This is a genomic window from Marinomonas pontica (assembly GCF_026191375.1).
Lineage (GTDB): Bacteria > Pseudomonadota > Gammaproteobacteria > Pseudomonadales > Marinomonadaceae > Marinomonas > Marinomonas pontica.
Genome location: NZ_JAODTL010000042.1, coordinates 18,920 through 33,811, shown reverse-complemented (window position 1 = coordinate 33,811; position 14,892 = coordinate 18,920). Strand labels below are relative to the sequence as shown.

The following is a 14,892-nucleotide window of genomic DNA, read 5'->3' as shown; positions in this document are numbered from 1 at the left end:
GGTGGATGATGTTTGATCGAACTAAAAAAACATTGTCTATTGTGTCTCGTCGATTCACTCAGACGACTTTAGTTATTCTTATGCTGTGTCAAACAACTGACGCTTTTTCTTCTGTAGCTGATGCATTTGATCGTTCAGCTACTCAGTCAAAATTAGGGCCAAAGGCTGCCCTAATGTCTGCGGCAAAGGTTGGAGATCATGTTGTTGTAGTTGGTGAGCGTGGTTTGATTTTACGTTCAGATGATGATGGTAAAAGCTGGCGTCAGCTGCCTTCTCCAGTCAGTGTGACCTTAACGGGTGTGCGTTTCACTGACGATAAAAACGGCTATGCCATTGGGCATGGCGGCATAGTGTTACGTACCGCAGATGGTGGGGCAGAGTGGAAGGTTCAACTTGATGGCCGTGCTCTTGCACAGACATTGCTGAAAAAAGCAGAAGCTTCTAATGATGAAGAAGCAATTTATCAAGCGAAACTGTTGGTCTCTGATGGACCAGATAAGCCTTTTTTAGACATGTTGCTGCTTTCACCGGATCATTTGATTGTTGTTGGTGCATATGGTTTGGTGCTCGAAACAAAAGACGGAGGAAAAACTTGGGCGTCTTGGATGAACCGTATTCAAAACTACTTTGGGCTTCATTTATACAGTATTCGCAAACAGGCTGATCGTATCTTGGTTGCAGGTGAACAGGGTTTTGTGGCGCTTTCAACGGACAATGGACAAACTTTCACGACTCTTGAGACGCCTTATGAAGGGAGTTATTTCACCGCTGAACTATTGGGTGATAGTGAAATCGTTTTGGCTGGGCTTCGAGGAAATACATTGATTTCTAATGATAATGGGGCAGATTGGAAGAACATTAAAAACCCAATTAGCGCCTCAATTTTGGCGTCTTATATTAGTGCAAACGGCCAAATTATTATGGCGAATCAGGCGGGTATTTTACTTGGATTAACTGAGAATCGGTTGGTTCCACTAACTCGAAAACGCCTTCCACCTCTTACTAATATTTTAGAAAAAGCCAATGGCAATGTGCTTGCTTTAAGCATTAATGGACCCGTATCCATTGATGTAGGAGATTTGAAATGAAACATCATTCGTCTATACCCGCGTCTCCAGACGACCAGTTTGATCCCAATACGGGATCCATTATTGAAAGGGTACTATTCAACAATCGCTTAATGGTCATCATCGTATGTGCTTTGCTTACCGCTTTGTTAGGTTGGCAAGCTACTAAGCTGACTATCAATGCCAGTTTTGAAAAAACCTTGCCGACGCATCAAGCTTACATTCAGAACTATTTGACCTATGAAAAAGAGTTAACAGGTCTAGGTAATGCCTTAAGAATTGCGGTTGTTAACCCTAAAGGTACAATTTATGACGCGGAATATTTAGAACTATTACGTCAGTTCAGTGATGAGGTGTTTCTTTTGCCTGGTGTCGACCGAGTCCAGATGAAATCCTTATGGACACCCTCTACTCGATGGATCGGTGTCACCGAAGAAGGTTTGGATGGCGGTCCCGTTATTCCAGAAGACTATGATGGCTCGCCAGCCAGCTTACAGAAATTGAAAGCCAATGTGGCGCGTTCTGGGCAAATTGGTCAGTTAATCTCAGCAGATGAAGAGTCCACCATTATTTATATGCCGCTTCTCAATGCGGATGCGACAGGGGAAGCATTGGATTATGCGAGAATATTCTGATGCACTTGAAGATTTACGGGTTAAATATCAAGAAAAAGGTTTAGAAATCCACATCACTGGATTTACCAAAGTAATGGGCGACCTGATAGAAGGTGTTCAAGCGGTTCTTGGCTTCTTTATATTAGCGGTGGTTATCGCCACTATTATGGTGTTTTGGTATACCCGCTGCGTACGTTCTACCCTTTTGGTTGTATTTGCCTCTATGTTAGCTGTTGTATGGCAGCTGGGTATTTTACCAACACTTGGCTACGTGCTGGATCCCTATTCGATTTTGGTGCCGTTTTTGGTGTTCGCCATTGGTATGAGCCATGGTGCACAAAAAATGAATGGCATTATGCAGGATGTAGGTCGCGGTTTTGACAAACTGGTGGCAGCACGCTTTACCTTTAGACGCTTATTTTTAGCTGGTTTAACCGCTTTACTTGCTGATGCGGTTGGCTTTGCTGTCTTACTTGTGATTGATATTAAAGTGATCCAAGAATTGGCCATAGCAGCTTCTATTGGTGTGGCGGTACTGATTTTTACCAACCTCATTTTATTGCCTGTCATGCTGTCCTATGTTGGTGTTGGTGCAAAAGCAGCGCAACGTAGTGTGGTGAATGACATTGATTTTTCAAACGCAAAAAATGTACCGGCTTTGTGGGCCTTGTTAGATAAGTTCACGCAACGAAAATGGGCTACGTTTGCTTTGATTGGTGGTTTTATTCTTACGGTAGGCGCTTTTGCAATGAGCACCCAATTGAAGATCGGTGATCTAGACCAAGGTGCCCCTGAATTACGCAAAGACAGCCGTTATAACCAAGACATTGCCTTCATGAATCAACACTATGGTGCGTCGAGTGATGTCATGGCCATTATGGTTAAAACGCCAGACGGCGAATGTTCCGCCTATGAAACCTTGAAAAAGATCGACGTGCTTGAGTGGCAATTACGTCAATTACCGAGTGTCGAATCTACCAACTCTTTGGCCTTATTATCTCGTCGAGTACTGTCAGGTCTAAACGAGGGTAACCCTAAGTGGTATGAGTTTTTACCGAATCAAAGCATGTTGAACTACATCACAGCGGGTGCGCCACGAGGCTTATACAACAATAGCTGTAACTTGCTAACGGTGTACGTGTATTTGCAAGATCACAAAGCCGACACTTTGACCAATATTGTGGATCATGTGGAAGCGTTCGCAAAAGAAAATAATACCGATGAGGTTCAGTTCTTATTGGCGGCAGGCAGTGCGGGTATTCAAGCGGCGACTAATATTTCTGTAAAAGCGGCATGGTATCAAATGCTGTTCCTTGTTTATGGTGCAGTGGCCTTATTGTCGCTAATTACCTTCCGATCTTTTAAAGCGGTTGTCGTTGCGATTCTGCCATTGATGCTGACGTCCATCATGGTAGAAGCTCTGATGGTGCAACTGGGTATGGGGGTGAAAGTAGCAACTCTGCCTGTGATTGCTCTAGGTGTTGGCATTGGTATCGACTATGCCTTGTACATTTTGTCTATCACCTTGGTGGGAATTCGTAACGGCAATAGTTTATCCGAAGCGTATATGAGAGCGCTTAATTTCACCGGAAAAGTTGTCATGCTGACAGGCGTTACCTTGTCTGTAGGTGTCATTACTTGGGTGGCAAGCCCGATTAAGTTTCAAGCAGACATGGGGTTATTGCTGGCCTTTATGTTTATTTGGAACATGTTGGGAGCATTGATTCTATTGCCAGCTCTGGCGCATTTTTTACTGAAACCAAAATACGCCAATCAAGATAAAACTCCGATTGAGTCTGATGTATGAGTGTGCCTGAAGCCAAAGTGCTTTGTCATATCGATGACATAGAAGAGGGCGCGTCTAAAGGCTTTTTGGAAAACGACGCGGGACATGATTTGTTTTTTGTCGTTAAGAGAAAGGGCGAACTATACGCTTGGCGTAATGCCTGCCCTCATGTTGAGGGTGCGCCAATGGCGTGGCGCAAGGATGCCTACATGGATGCAAAGAAGGTTCATGTTACCTGTCACGCTCATGGTGCCTTATTTGAATCCAAGACTGGTTTGTGCGTTCAGGGGCCATGTCTTGGTAAGACATTAGAAAAAATGCCTATTCGCATCGATGCGAAGGGCGTGGTATCGATTTTATTAACAGATATTCATTAATTGAAAAATAACAAAAAGAAGGAGTCCTTAAATGGCTGCAGTAAATAAAGTATTGGTCATTGGTGGTGGTTTCTCCGGCATGGCCGCAGCAATCAAAATGCGCCGTCATGGTATAGACGTGGATCTTGTTGAAATTGATCCAGAATGGTGTGAATTGGGTGCCGGGATTACCATTAATGGCGCGTCTATGCGAGCTTTGGAAGATCTTGGTTTGTACGATCAAGTGGTCGAGAAGGGGTGTGTAACCAGTGGAGTTGCAATTAACCTACCTCACGGCCCACGTTTAATGGAGCTGCCAACACCTAGTCCAGTAGGATCTACTGTTGGTGGTAGTGGCGGCATTTTTCGTCCTACACTGGCGCGTATTATGTCAGCGGCGACGGTTGAAGCGGGTGTTGATGCTCGTCCTGGTTGTACTTATACCAGCATTACCATGACGGATGAGGGGGCGGAAGTTGAATTTACCGATGGCTCTACTCGTTCATACGATCTGATTATTGGTGCTGACGGCGTACACTCACAACTTCGCAAAGAATACTTTCCAGAAGTCCCTGCTCCAGAATACATCGGTCAAGGCGTATGGCGCGCGATTATGCCTCGCCCCACTGAGATTAATCAGGTAACTATGTGGATGGGTAATCATCTGAAACTTGGTGTAAACCCAGTATCCGACACTCACATGTATATGTTTATTACCGAAGATCGTCCGACTAAAGAACACATCGACAAAGAGACTTGGCCACAAGTTTTTGCGGATCTAATGGGAACTTCCCTAATCCGATCGTTCAATCACTTATTCCCCATGTGTTCAAAGCGGAAGCGAATATTGATTATCGTCCATTGGCTAATTTGTTAGTTCCAATGCCTTGGAATCGTGGCCGCTTGGTCATGATTGGCGATACGGTAGCGGCCACAACACCGCATTTAGCATCGGGTGCTGGCATTGGTATTGAGAGCGGCATTGTGTTGGCTGACGAATTATCGGCGAACGACACGCTTCAGGCTGCGTTAGATAAATTTCATGCTCGCCGTTGGGAGCGTTGTCGCCTAGTTGTTGAAAATTCAGCTCGTCTCTGCCACATAGAAATCAATGATGGTGACAGACAAGAGCATTCGAAAATTATGGGGCAATCTTTAGCGGCCTTAGCGCAACCTATTTAATTTTATACTCCCTTTAGCAGCGATACGTTGTTTGCTTGCGGATCGCTGCTTTTTTTAATGTTGAACAAAACCTATTGATGAAGGTTGCTTATGAACTTCCCTGATATTTATCGTGTAGTCACTGGCCATGATGAAAATGGCAACGCTATTATTTTAGAGAACGGCCCTTTAAATACGGTGATGGAGCTAGATGCGGTTCCAGGTACAACGTTTCATGAAGTCTGGAATACCGGCGAAACCCCTGCCCAAATAACTCATACGCAAGAAGATCCAACACTTGGCCCGGTTGTTTTACCACCAATGAAATCCGGTACTCGAATTCGATTTGTTGATATCCCGCCTGATACTGAAGAGTTTTTAACTCAGGGGAAGGGCAAGATGAAAGACGTGTTTTCAAAGGTTGGTGACGAAGGTATTTCTACAGTAAAAGAAGATTCACCTCATCCTTTGATGCACCGCACAGAGTCTGTTGATTATGGCATTGTCATTGAAGGTGAATTGACCTTGATCGTCGATAACGGCGAAGCGATTTTAAAGCCCGGTAGTGTTGTGGTGCAGCGCGGCACAAATCACGCTTGGGCCAATCGCTCAGGAAAAATGTGTCGCATCTTGTTCATTCTAATTGGCGGACAATATAACAACGAATTGGCTGAAGCATTGTGTTAACGGCCCTGTAACAAGGAATTTTTTATGAAATTTGCCACCTTACCTAATGACACTTTAGATGGCCGTCTGATAATCGTCTCTAAAGACTCAAAAAAAGCGGTTGATGCAACGACAATCGCGCCAAATTTGTTATCAGCCGTTCAACATTGGCAAGAAAAATCCGCTGATTTACAAGCTTTATACGATCAACTCAATGCCGGCGAATTAGCGGATGCTTTTGATTTTGATGCGTCAGCTTGCCTTGCTCCGTTACCAAGAAGTCCACAATGGCTCGATGCTTCGGCTTTTTTAAATCATGGCAAACTCATGGAAGAAGCCTTTAATACCGACCCCATCGCCGACTTTGATACGATTCCTGTGATGTACCAAGGGGCAAGCGACGATTTTCAAGGCCCGACGGTAGACATTCCAATGCCAAGCGAACTGGACGGTATCGATTTTGAAGGTGAGTTTGGTGTAGTGATGGCGGAAGTTCCTATGTCCGCATCGCCAGAAGACGCTGCCAAAGCAATTCGTTTAATCGTGCAGATTAATGATTGGAGCTTGCGTGCACTTGGCCCGCGTGAAATGAATTCTGGCTTTGGTTTTTTACAAGCCAAACCGTCATCCAGTTTCGCTCCAGTGGCGGTGACCCTGACGAACTAGGCGATGCATGGGACAATGGCAGAGTGAACATGCCATTACACGTAAGCTGGAATAACCAACGTTTCGGCGAGCCTCATGGCAGCGAAATGAACTTCTCCTTTCCTCAATTAATCGCTCACGCGGCACGTAGCCGTAAACTCACCTCAGGTTGTATCTTGGGGTCGGGCACTGTCTCTAACTTCGCTCGTGAAGCGGGATCAGCCTGTATCTCGGAGCGTCGCGTGATCGAGAAAATAGACCTTGGTGAGATAAAAACAGGTTTTATGAAATTTGGCGATACAGTGCGAATGCAAGCCAAATTTGACGATGGTACAGACGGCCCATTTGGCGTTATTGAGCAAAAAGTCATAGCGAACAAATAAATAAAGGCCGTCAGATGCATGTATTAATTACGGGAGCCAATGGCTTTGTTGGACAAGCTCTGGCAAACCATATTCTGTCCCAAGGCTGTCTTGGAGAAAGCAAGGTCTCGCGTTTGACCTTGTTAGATCGTCAGTTTGATGAGCCAGTTGTTGATAGTTCATCACTGGATTTAGTGGTTGAGCAACAGAGCGGCGATCTTGCAGACGATCAATGGTTGAAAGACACTCTAGGGCGTTTCCCCATGGACTTTATTTTCCACTTAGCGAGTATCCCCGGCGGGATGGCTGAGAAGAATGACGTTCTTGCCCGTAAGGTAAACATAGACGCCACCATGACCTTGCTGGAAATCTGCAAAGCACAAACCGAGTCGACAGGGCACAAACCTGTATTGGTATTCGCTAGTAGCATTGCGGTTTTCGGCACCATGCCCGATTTGGTTACTGACAATACACTGCTTAAACCTCAGCTTAGTTATGGCGCGCACAAGGTGGTGGGGGAAGTCATGATCAACGACTTCAGTCGTCGTGGTTGGGTGGATGGTCGCTCATTGCGTTTACCTGGCGTGTTAGCGCGTCCGCCAGCAGAAACGGGTCAGTTATCCGCTTTTCTAAGCGATATTATTCGTGATGTTTCCCAAGGTCGTACTTTTGTCTGCCCCATGTCCGCTGAAGCTCGCACCTGGGCCTCATCACTGCCCAACGTAGTGGAAAATCTTATTCATGGTGCCACAGTGGAAGAGTACAAAGTACAAGATCACCGTACTTTCACCTTGCCGACGTTATGTTTCAGCATGGCGGAGCTGACCGAGGCGATTGGGGCGGTGTATCGGCAAGATGCAAAAGCACTGGTTCGTTATGAACCGAATCAGATGATTGAAAACTTGTTTGGACGCTTTCCGCCTTTAAAAACACTGGCGGCTGATGAGGCTGGCTTTAAACACGATGGGAACTTAAAAAAGTTGGTAGAAAGAGCGTTATAAGTAGACAGATAACAATGTGATGTTAATTATGAAAAGGGAATGCCTGTAAAAGCCATTCCCTTTTTAGTTAAACCTTTATAGTGAGTTGTGTTTAATCAAAAATTGCCACGGCGCGGATAAATCCAGCAGAGCCGTTTTTGATTTTATAAGGGAAGCAAGACACCATGAAACCATTGGCTGGTAGGCTTTCTAGGTTAGACAGCTTTTCCATTTGACCGTAGCCAATATCTCGACCTGCTTTGTGGCCTTCCCAAATGATAGAAGCATCGCCTGATTCAGCAAATTTTTCACGGGTGTATTTGAATGGGGCATCCCAACTCCATGCATCGGTTCCTACTACGCGTACACCACGTTCTAGTAAGTACATGGTGGCTTCGCGTCCCATACCAATTCCTGCTTCCAAATACCCTGGTTCTCCGTAAATGGCGCCAGCACGAGTGTTAACCAAAACAATGTCGAGTGGTTGTAACTCGTGGTTGATGCGTTTTAGTTCGGCTTCGACTTCGGCAGCGGTAATAATGTGACCATCAGGGAAGTCGCGAAAATCTAATTTTACGCCCGGTTGTAAGCACCAATCCAATGGTAATTCATCGATACCATAAGCGGGTTTTCCGCCGTCGGTGGTTGAGGCGTAGTGCCATGGCGCATCCATGTGTGTGCCGTTGTGGGCGCTCATCATCATTTTTTCAGCCGCCCATGCCTCATCGCCTGGCATGTCTTCTTTTTTCAAGCCAGGAAACATCCGGCCCATTTCAGGCCAGCCTTCCTGATGGTCCATATAGTCTATTTTAGGCAGCAGTGGCGGTGGATCGGTATAAGGGTTGTTGTCCAACGTAACGGACAAATCGACAATGCGTCGGGTGCTGGATGGTTTCATGTTGCGATACCTTTTTATTATTTTGTCTTAAGTGAATGAAAGGAGAACTCCTATCTACTAATGGTAAGTAAAAAAGGCATGCCATTAAGTTGAAAATCGCCACGTAACCTTTTGATATTATCAACTTGACTTTTAGTTTTATTAAGAAAAATCATTGTTAAGCGGTTCTTCTTTATTCATTCCATATTCACACTGTACTTAATAATAAAAAAGGCACAAACCAAGGCTTTTGGTTTGTGCCTAAAATAAGACGGATAACTATTTAATGGCGAATGACGGTGTCTATATGGCGCAACTTTTTTTATAAGAAAGCGCATTTTCATAGATGTTTTTGGCATTCAAGTTGGGCTTACTGACGGACGTTAAGTAGTCATCAACGACCATACTGAGTACTGGTTTCCAAGCGGGGTTCTCCATTATGTTATCAATATTGCTAATAGAGTGACCTTCTGCGATAGCCTGAGTTCGACCAGCCGTATCTAGGTCGTCCAGTTTTTTGCCCATGGTGCGTGCCCATTCCATACCACTGTTATCATCAATGACTTTTTGAAGGTGAGCTGGCAAGGCTTTATAGGAGCGAGTGTTCATGGTCGTAATGAAAGATAGGGTGTACAGAGCCATTTCGGTATGAGATGTGAGCTGTTCATTCAGTCTAAAGTCTTTCATTGCTTGCCATGGGAAGGCGACCCCATCAATGATATTGCGTTGTGCTGCGGTATAGGTTTCTGGTGCGGGCATGCCAACAGGTTGCGCGCCCAATGATGAAAGAATATTGGCAACGACTGTCGTGGCTCGTCTTATTCGCATGCCATTGAGGTCTTCTGGAGCGGCAATATTTTTTCCATTGGTATGGATATGGCCAGGCCCATGGGCGAAGAAAAAGAGAGGGTGGCTGTCTTTATATTCACTGGCGATAGATTCGTCATCGAAGAGGGTCTGTAGTACACAACTGGTATTTTCTGCGTTGGTAACAATGCCTGGTAATTCGATGATTTGAGTCAGCGGGAATCGACCCGCCATATAGCCTTGGGCAGTGACAGTAATGTCAAGAATGCCCTTTACTGTAGCGGAATAACTTTGCGCGGCTTTGGCTAATGTCTGTGATGGATAAATATCGATGGCTATCTCGCCATTTGAGTCAGTTTTTACCTTGTTTGCCCAGTCTGTAATAACTTGGTCAACACTGGAGCCGGCTGGCCAAAAGTGCCCTAAACGTAATTTATGAACGTCTGCATAGGCTGCACTGGTAGCCAACATTCCTGATAGTATGGTTAGCATAACGGACTTCATTTTCATGTTCTCACCTGCTTTTATTAGTATTGTTAGATGTTTACTTATGTTTCGAGAGATGACCTTTACGGTCACTCCCGTTAAATCTTCTATTTATTCTCCTTTCAATTGTTTAATGATTCGACGTGCCCGATTAGCACCAACGTCAACGTGAATATCGATCATTTTTTTCTCGCCAAAATGTTTCATGTTGGCGTACTGCGCTTCAATGACAACCTTATCTTCATCAAAGGTTAATGCCGTTTGTTCGATCACTAGCTTCATGTTTTCTTCTGGGTTGCTGGTTGGGTTACTGGCTTGTGTCCAAATATAAAAACTGGTTTCGTCGGTTTCTGGAGTAACGCCGTGAAAACCTTTTAAATGAAAACCACCACGATTTCGGTCATCGAGGGACTCGGTGTTTACATCCACCGCACCTGTCCAGATCTCAAGATGAGAAGGGTGAAAAACGATTTCTTGCCAGCGATCGACTTGACCTTTAAACGGGTAGGCGGCGGTATAGGTTGGTGGCGGTGTTGAGTTAGGCATATAGCGCGTGACGCGAACCGAATTACCTTCTTGTTCTACTTTCATTTCGGCATTCATGTGAATTTTGGCATTGCCGCCAATGGTATGTATGTGTACATAACCTAAATGACTCAAGTCCAGTAAGTTGTCATGTATCAATTGATAAGGTGCTTCATAATGGTAAATGTCGCCATCGTATAGGTAGCGATCATCATTATGGACTGGGTAAGCAGGCGGCTCACAAGTCGGTTGCGGGTGTTCTTCAGAACCAAACCAAATCCAGATAATATCGTCCTGCTCTTTCACTGGATAAGCCGCGACTTTCGCCTTAGAAGGGATTTTATCTTGTCCCGGAATCTCGATGCATTTACCTGAGCTGTCGAACAACAAACCGTGGTAGCCGCAACGTAATCCTGTTTCCTCAAGAGTACCAAGAGACAAAGGTAAAGCTCGATGGCAGCAGCGATCTTCTAAGGCGCCAACTTGGCCATCTGTCGTTCGATAAAGTACGACGGCTTCATTGAGTAAAGTGCGCGCTAAGGGTTTGTCTTGTAGTTCTTTGCTCAGGGCAGCCACGTACCACATATCGAGCGGAAAAGATGATCTGCTCGGAGTGGATACTTCTGTCATTTCTTTAGGGTTAATTTGTTGTACTGTCATGACTGATATGGTTAACCTCTTATTTGCTGTTGGTTTTTTGTTAAAAGGGCTGTATCAAAGATCAATACTGAGAGAATCGGTTAACGATCGTGAGCAGCAGGGCGTGAATTGGTTATTGAGAGATTTTTCACTGTCGGTCAGGAATTGGTCTCGGTGATCTGGTGTGCCACTGATTACCTTGGTAATACATGAGCCGCAAACACCTTGCTCGCAAGAGGTGTCTAGCTCAATATCAGCAGCTTCGAGAACTTCTAATACCGTTTTGTCTGCGGGTATGTCAAAGCTAATGCCAGAACGTACAAGATTTAGGGTGAAGCTTTTATCACTCTCATCCAACACAATAGGCTCTGCGTTAAACACTTCTTTATGTAGATTGTCATCCTTCCAGCCGAGAGAACGGGCCGTATCGAAAATATAATCCATGAAGCCATTTGGACCACAGGTATAAAGATGCGCCGTTTTATTTGAGGGGTTTTCTTGATCTAAGATGTGTTTTAGAACGCGATCTTTGTCTGTGTTTTGGTCATTAAAATGGAAAAAAACGTTACTAGCGAAGGGCGACTGGTTGAGTTCTTCAAAAAAAGCGGTGTTGGCTTTCGAGCGAGTGAAGTAATGCAGCTCGAAATCATTGCCTTGTTCATCTAGAACTTGCGCCATGGACAGCAAAGGCGTGATTCCTATACCACCAGCAAAAAGCACTGTTCGGTTGGTGTTATGTTTTAATGGAAACAAGTTGCGAGGCGCCGAAATCTGAATGGTGTCGCCCACATTAAATGTGTCATGAACAGCTAATGAACCACCACGTGAATTTGGGTCTTTCAACACGGCAATTTTGTAGGTTTGATGATCTTTTGGGGCGTTATATAGGGAGTATTGACGGAGTATTTTTTCATTCACTTTCACATCAATATGCGAGCCGGCTTCAAAAGCCGGCAAAGCTGAGCCGTCGGTACTAGCCAGCTCATAACTCATTATATCGGCGGTTTCGTGTGTTTTACTAAGAATAGTGACTTCAAGCATAAAGATTGCCTTTTTATATTTTTATGGCGTATAAATGTAGTTGCTATGTCAACTATATTTATAGTTTGGTTGTGTTGTCAACTACATTTCGGTTTCCTCTCTGTTATTATTTTTTAATGTAATTAAAATCAAAAGGTTACCGAAAGCATGTAAACGGGTGAGTCGCCAAGAAAAGTAAGTAGGATGAAATGCTTCCTATATTTTGTATCCATGAGTAGCATGGTCGTTCTGATCACAGAGACAAATTTGAAATGACAAAAAAATTAGTAGACGTTAAAAAAAATCAACTGGATTTAGAGCGATATATCCCTGCTCTTGTGACTTTTCTTGCAAATAAATTGTCCAGTGGCGCTTCGGCTTGCTACCGTAAAAATTTTGATGTTGGCGTTGTGGAATGGCGGTTATTAGCGTTATTAAAAGTTGAACAGAATATTACCGCCAACAGAATGTGTCAGGTAATTGGTCTGGACAAAGCGGCGGTGAGTCGAGCATTAAAGCTATTGAATGAGCGAGGTTCTATTAACTTTACAAAAGATGAAAAAGATGGGCGTTCTTCGTTAGTGTGCTTAACAAAAGAAGGCGCCGCTTTACATGATCAAATATTTCAAGTCGCTCTAGAACGCGAAGCACTATTGATTGGCGATTTAGAATCAGAAGAGCTAGATACCTTGATTCGTTTATTACACAAATTAAATAGCAAAGTGGGTCTGGTAAACGCGTTTGATCCAAATGACAAAAATCATGTTTAAATAAATAAGGTATTTGCTGTCTACACAAAAAAACCGAGCGCCACCGGTGATGTAGCGCTCGGTTATTATTTTTTACATGTGTGGCTGGTGTCTTAGCTTTGTGTCGTTAAGACTTTTTCAAAAAAGTCTTTTATCCCTTTGTAATCGTCCAACGGCAGAATATCTGCAACATATTGGTCTGGTCGGACGAGAATGATGCAGCCGTTTGCTTTATCGATGCCCCGTTGGTCATAAAACGATTTTCCTTCACAGACAGCGCTGTAGACTTTTTCGTAATCCTTTAGTCCGTATGGGCCTTTTGCTGGTTGTAGCAGAGGATGAACGCTGTCGACATTCATGTCTCGATGCTTGGCTTGAAAGACGGCTTGGACGTTGATGATGGCATCCAGGTCAGCCTCTTTTGGCGTCACGCGCGCTATGGGGGATGTTGTGTCATTCTGCAAAAAGTCACATAAGGCGTTTATTCGGCACTGGTCTCCCATCGTGTCTTGTTGTCCTGCAAAGGCGATAAGGTGCCAGCGGCCATCGGCTTTCAAGCTGTGTCCCAAGTGAACTGGCTTGGCGTCAGCCAGACGCGTCACTTTGGCAGAATGCAAACGCATGCCAATGGTCTGTCCGGCAGCCAAATGTTGATACTGTCCAGTCGATACCAAATCTGACGGCGGATAGTGGATGGCGGTACCGGCCGTAAAGCGGCCAAATTGAACAAAATATTTCTGAAATTCGGCAGGGTCGACTCCCTCTGGATTCGTGGCAGATTTTGGTTTTGCACTGAACATTTTTGAAAACTCGCGATCAAAATCAATCAGTTGCTGAGCCACTGTTTGTCGCTCGAATGAGTAAGATTTCAGCAGCTCTGTGTTGGCTCTGCCAGTCAATACATGAGCCAGTTTCCAGCCCAAATTCCATGTGTCATTGACGGATGTATTGAGGCCTTGTCCGGCTTTTGGGCTGTGGGTGTGGCAAGCGTCGCCAGCAAGGAACACATGTGGCAAATGGGTCTCGTCGGAATCATCAAATGCCGTAGTAAGCCGCTGTCCAATTTCATACACACTCCACCATGCAATTTCTTTCACATCGATGGTATAGGGATGCAAAATGCGATTAGCCGCGGCAATCAGATAATCCGTCGTAATGTTTTGTTTACTGAGGCGCTCATTGTTTTTCAACTTGTCTAATTCAATGTACAAACGCACCATGTAGCCGCCTTCGCGGGGAATGATGAGCATGTTGCCTTCGTTACTGGAATGGATAGCTGACTTGAGGCGAATGTCTGGAAAATCCGTTGTCGCTAATACATCCATGACGCCCCATGCTTGGTTAATAGAGTCACCGACCAGCTCTCGACCAATCGACTTACGAACTGTGCTACGAGCACCATCGCAACCCACAACGTATTTGGCTTTTACCGTTTCAATGACACCAAGGTGTTGTGAATCTAGGCGTTCAAAGGTCAGGGTAACGGGGTAATCGGCGTCGTTGTGATTGACCGTCAGATCGAGTAACTGGCGGGAATAATGTGGCTCAATTTTGCGGCTGCCGTGACGCATAACCTCTAAAAAAGCATCGTGAACGCGCGCTTGGTTGATGATGACGTGCGGCATTTCTGACAAGTCATCTTCGACATCTTGTATCTTGCTGCTACGAGAAATTTGCTCTGGTTGCTCTGCATCGGGCTTCCAAAAAGCCGTTTCGTTGACCCAGTAGGCTTCTTGTTTAATGTGATCGGCGAAGTCGTAGGCTTCGAACATTTCCATGGTACGGCACGCGATACCGTCGGCTTGACCAACTAAAAGTCGGTCGTCTTTTTGCTCTACAATGCAGGTCGAAATGGACGCAAATTTTGATAATTGTGCCGCGAGGTTAAGCCCAGCTGGACCGCAACCAACGATCATGACGTCAACCTGTTTTGGCAACGGCTGCTTCAGCGGTGGCGCGATAACGCGATCGGCTGGGTGGCTGATTCTAGGGTCGCCTGGATGAAAACCGTCTTGGTAAAATTGCATGGTGAATCCTCTTATTATTGTTAGTGTGTTCGTTTGGGAAAAGACTTGCTGTCTTGTGTTAAATCCACTCTAATGCTTTTTAAATATCAGGAATAATAGATTTTTTGACCAAGACTAATAGAAAA

Annotated in this window: 16 protein-coding genes; 11 read left to right on the top strand and 5 right to left on the bottom strand. The window is 44.8% G+C overall.

The window, feature by feature from the left end; genetic code table 11:
• The first annotated feature begins 5 nt into the window (after positions 1-5).
• The 10 genes from N5P32_RS11080 (at position 6) to N5P32_RS11045 (ending at position 7,658) form a co-directional block, all read left to right on the top strand.
• On the top strand, positions 6-1,088 hold the full coding sequence (locus N5P32_RS11080; protein WP_265729134.1) for a WD40/YVTN/BNR-like repeat-containing protein: 1,083 nt from the start codon (positions 6-8) through the stop codon (positions 1,086-1,088).
• Entirely contained in the window at positions 1,085-1,702 is a 618-nt protein-coding gene (locus N5P32_RS18355; RefSeq protein ID WP_457920485.1) for a hypothetical protein, read from the top strand. The genes N5P32_RS11080 and N5P32_RS18355 overlap by 4 nt, the downstream gene beginning before the upstream one ends.
• Complete coding sequence (locus tag N5P32_RS11075; RefSeq protein ID WP_457920484.1) at positions 1,686-3,488, top strand: efflux RND transporter permease subunit; 1,803 nt, start codon at positions 1,686-1,688, stop codon at positions 3,486-3,488. The genes N5P32_RS18355 and N5P32_RS11075 overlap by 17 nt, the downstream gene beginning before the upstream one ends.
• A complete protein-coding gene (locus tag N5P32_RS11070; protein ID WP_265729133.1) occupies positions 3,485-3,844 on the top strand; it encodes a Rieske (2Fe-2S) protein in 360 nt (119 codons plus the stop codon). The genes N5P32_RS11075 and N5P32_RS11070 overlap by 4 nt, the downstream gene beginning before the upstream one ends.
• A 31-nt stretch (positions 3,845-3,875) precedes the next feature.
• Positions 3,876-4,700 carry an FAD-dependent monooxygenase gene (locus N5P32_RS11065; RefSeq protein WP_265729132.1) on the top strand — a complete coding sequence of 275 codons (825 nt, stop codon included), beginning with the start codon at positions 3,876-3,878 and terminating at the stop codon, positions 4,698-4,700.
• 5 nt (positions 4,701-4,705) lie between these two features.
• Complete coding sequence (locus N5P32_RS11060) at positions 4,706-5,005, top strand: Rossmann-fold NAD(P)-binding domain-containing protein (RefSeq protein ID WP_265729131.1); 300 nt, start codon at positions 4,706-4,708, stop codon at positions 5,003-5,005.
• Between the two features lie 90 nt (positions 5,006-5,095).
• Entirely contained in the window at positions 5,096-5,671 is a 576-nt protein-coding gene (locus tag N5P32_RS11055; protein ID WP_265729130.1) for a cupin domain-containing protein, read from the top strand.
• Positions 5,672-5,695: 24 nt separating this feature from the next.
• Complete coding sequence (locus N5P32_RS18055; RefSeq protein WP_322783861.1) at positions 5,696-6,316, top strand: fumarylacetoacetate hydrolase family protein; 621 nt, start codon at positions 5,696-5,698, stop codon at positions 6,314-6,316.
• 29 nt (positions 6,317-6,345) lie between these two features.
• On the top strand, positions 6,346-6,678 hold the full coding sequence (locus tag N5P32_RS18050) for a fumarylacetoacetate hydrolase family protein (RefSeq protein WP_322783860.1): 333 nt from the start codon (positions 6,346-6,348) through the stop codon (positions 6,676-6,678).
• A 14-nt stretch (positions 6,679-6,692) separates the two neighbouring features.
• A complete protein-coding gene (locus N5P32_RS11045; RefSeq protein ID WP_265729129.1) occupies positions 6,693-7,658 on the top strand; it encodes an NAD-dependent epimerase/dehydratase family protein in 966 nt (321 codons plus the stop codon).
• A gap of 91 nt (positions 7,659-7,749) precedes the next feature.
• On the opposite strand, the gene N5P32_RS11040 is transcribed toward N5P32_RS11045, so the two are convergent.
• The 4 genes from N5P32_RS11040 to N5P32_RS11025 all read right to left on the bottom strand — a co-directional run bounded on the left by N5P32_RS11040 (position 7,750) and on the right by N5P32_RS11025 (position 12,012).
• Positions 7,750-8,535, bottom strand: a complete 786-nt coding sequence (locus tag N5P32_RS11040) for a cyclase family protein (protein WP_265729128.1) — start codon at positions 8,533-8,535, stop codon at positions 7,750-7,752.
• 282 nt (positions 8,536-8,817) lie between these two features.
• A complete protein-coding gene (locus tag N5P32_RS11035) occupies positions 8,818-9,831 on the bottom strand; it encodes a TRAP transporter substrate-binding protein (RefSeq protein ID WP_265729127.1) in 1,014 nt (337 codons plus the stop codon).
• Between the two features lie 87 nt (positions 9,832-9,918).
• A complete protein-coding gene (locus N5P32_RS11030; protein ID WP_265729126.1) occupies positions 9,919-10,992 on the bottom strand; it encodes an aromatic ring-hydroxylating dioxygenase subunit alpha in 1,074 nt (357 codons plus the stop codon).
• A gap of 54 nt (positions 10,993-11,046) precedes the next feature.
• Positions 11,047-12,012, bottom strand: a complete 966-nt coding sequence (locus N5P32_RS11025; RefSeq protein WP_265729125.1) for a PDR/VanB family oxidoreductase — start codon at positions 12,010-12,012, stop codon at positions 11,047-11,049.
• A 251-nt stretch (positions 12,013-12,263) separates the two neighbouring features.
• On the opposite strand from N5P32_RS11025, the gene N5P32_RS11020 reads away from it, so the two are divergent.
• Complete coding sequence (locus tag N5P32_RS11020) at positions 12,264-12,761, top strand: MarR family winged helix-turn-helix transcriptional regulator (RefSeq protein ID WP_265729124.1); 498 nt, start codon at positions 12,264-12,266, stop codon at positions 12,759-12,761.
• Between the two features lie 92 nt (positions 12,762-12,853).
• Here N5P32_RS11020 and N5P32_RS11015 read toward each other — a convergent pair whose 3' ends face one another.
• Positions 12,854-14,767 (bottom strand): FAD-binding monooxygenase, encoded by a 1,914-nt coding sequence (locus N5P32_RS11015; protein ID WP_265729123.1) that lies wholly within the window; start codon positions 14,765-14,767, stop codon positions 12,854-12,856.
• Positions 14,768-14,892 lie beyond the last annotated feature (125 nt).

Bases quoted from the DNA above. Each gene is read 5' to 3' on its own strand.
- N5P32_RS11080 (WP_265729134.1), top strand. From the start codon at position 6: ATGATGTTTGATCGAACTAAAAAAACATTGTCTATTGTGTCTCGTCGA.
- N5P32_RS18355 (WP_457920485.1), top strand. From the start codon at position 1,085: ATGAAACATCATTCGTCTATACCCGCGTCTCCAGACGACCAGTTTGAT.
- N5P32_RS11075 (WP_457920484.1), top strand. From the start codon at position 1,686: ATGCGAGAATATTCTGATGCACTTGAAGATTTACGGGTTAAATATCAA.
- N5P32_RS11070 (WP_265729133.1), top strand. From the start codon at position 3,485: ATGAGTGTGCCTGAAGCCAAAGTGCTTTGTCATATCGATGACATAGAA.
- N5P32_RS11065 (WP_265729132.1), top strand. From the start codon at position 3,876: ATGGCTGCAGTAAATAAAGTATTGGTCATTGGTGGTGGTTTCTCCGGC.
- N5P32_RS11060 (WP_265729131.1), top strand. From the start codon at position 4,706: ATGCCTTGGAATCGTGGCCGCTTGGTCATGATTGGCGATACGGTAGCG.
- N5P32_RS11055 (WP_265729130.1), top strand. From the start codon at position 5,096: ATGAACTTCCCTGATATTTATCGTGTAGTCACTGGCCATGATGAAAAT.
- N5P32_RS18055 (WP_322783861.1), top strand. From the start codon at position 5,696: ATGAAATTTGCCACCTTACCTAATGACACTTTAGATGGCCGTCTGATA.
- N5P32_RS18050 (WP_322783860.1), top strand. From the start codon at position 6,346: ATGCCATTACACGTAAGCTGGAATAACCAACGTTTCGGCGAGCCTCAT.
- N5P32_RS11045 (WP_265729129.1), top strand. From the start codon at position 6,693: ATGCATGTATTAATTACGGGAGCCAATGGCTTTGTTGGACAAGCTCTG.
- N5P32_RS11040 (WP_265729128.1), bottom strand. From the start codon at position 8,535: ATGAAACCATCCAGCACCCGACGCATTGTCGATTTGTCCGTTACGTTG.
- N5P32_RS11035 (WP_265729127.1), bottom strand. From the start codon at position 9,831: ATGAAAATGAAGTCCGTTATGCTAACCATACTATCAGGAATGTTGGCT.
- N5P32_RS11030 (WP_265729126.1), bottom strand. From the start codon at position 10,992: ATGACAGTACAACAAATTAACCCTAAAGAAATGACAGAAGTATCCACT.
- N5P32_RS11025 (WP_265729125.1), bottom strand. From the start codon at position 12,012: ATGCTTGAAGTCACTATTCTTAGTAAAACACACGAAACCGCCGATATA.
- N5P32_RS11020 (WP_265729124.1), top strand. From the start codon at position 12,264: ATGACAAAAAAATTAGTAGACGTTAAAAAAAATCAACTGGATTTAGAG.
- N5P32_RS11015 (WP_265729123.1), bottom strand. From the start codon at position 14,767: ATGCAATTTTACCAAGACGGTTTTCATCCAGGCGACCCTAGAATCAGC.